General features: G+C 57.3%; 1 pseudogene. It reads left to right on the top strand.

Annotated features, from left to right (window positions below):
* Positions 1 to 281: pseudogene (locus ACO6EE_RS00005) on the top strand (DALR anticodon-binding domain-containing protein); the annotation flags it as partial.

Here is a 281-nt window from a genome sequence, read left to right on the forward strand (position 1 = left end):
GCGCTCGCCGCCGCCAACAAACGCGTGCAAAACCTGCTGAAAAAAGCCGATGCCGCACTGGGCGAAGTCAATGAAAGCCTGCTGCAACAGAACGAAGAAAAAGCCCTGTACGCCGCCGCACAAGGCTTGCAGCCGAAAATCGCCGCCGCTGTTGCCGAAGGCAATTTCCAAACTGCCTTGTCCGAACTGGCTTCCGTCAAACCGCAAGTCGATGCCTTCTTCGACGGCGTAATGGTGATGGCGGAAGAGCCCGCCGTAAAACAAAACCGCCTGAACCTGCT

Source organism: Eikenella sp., from assembly GCF_057315495.1.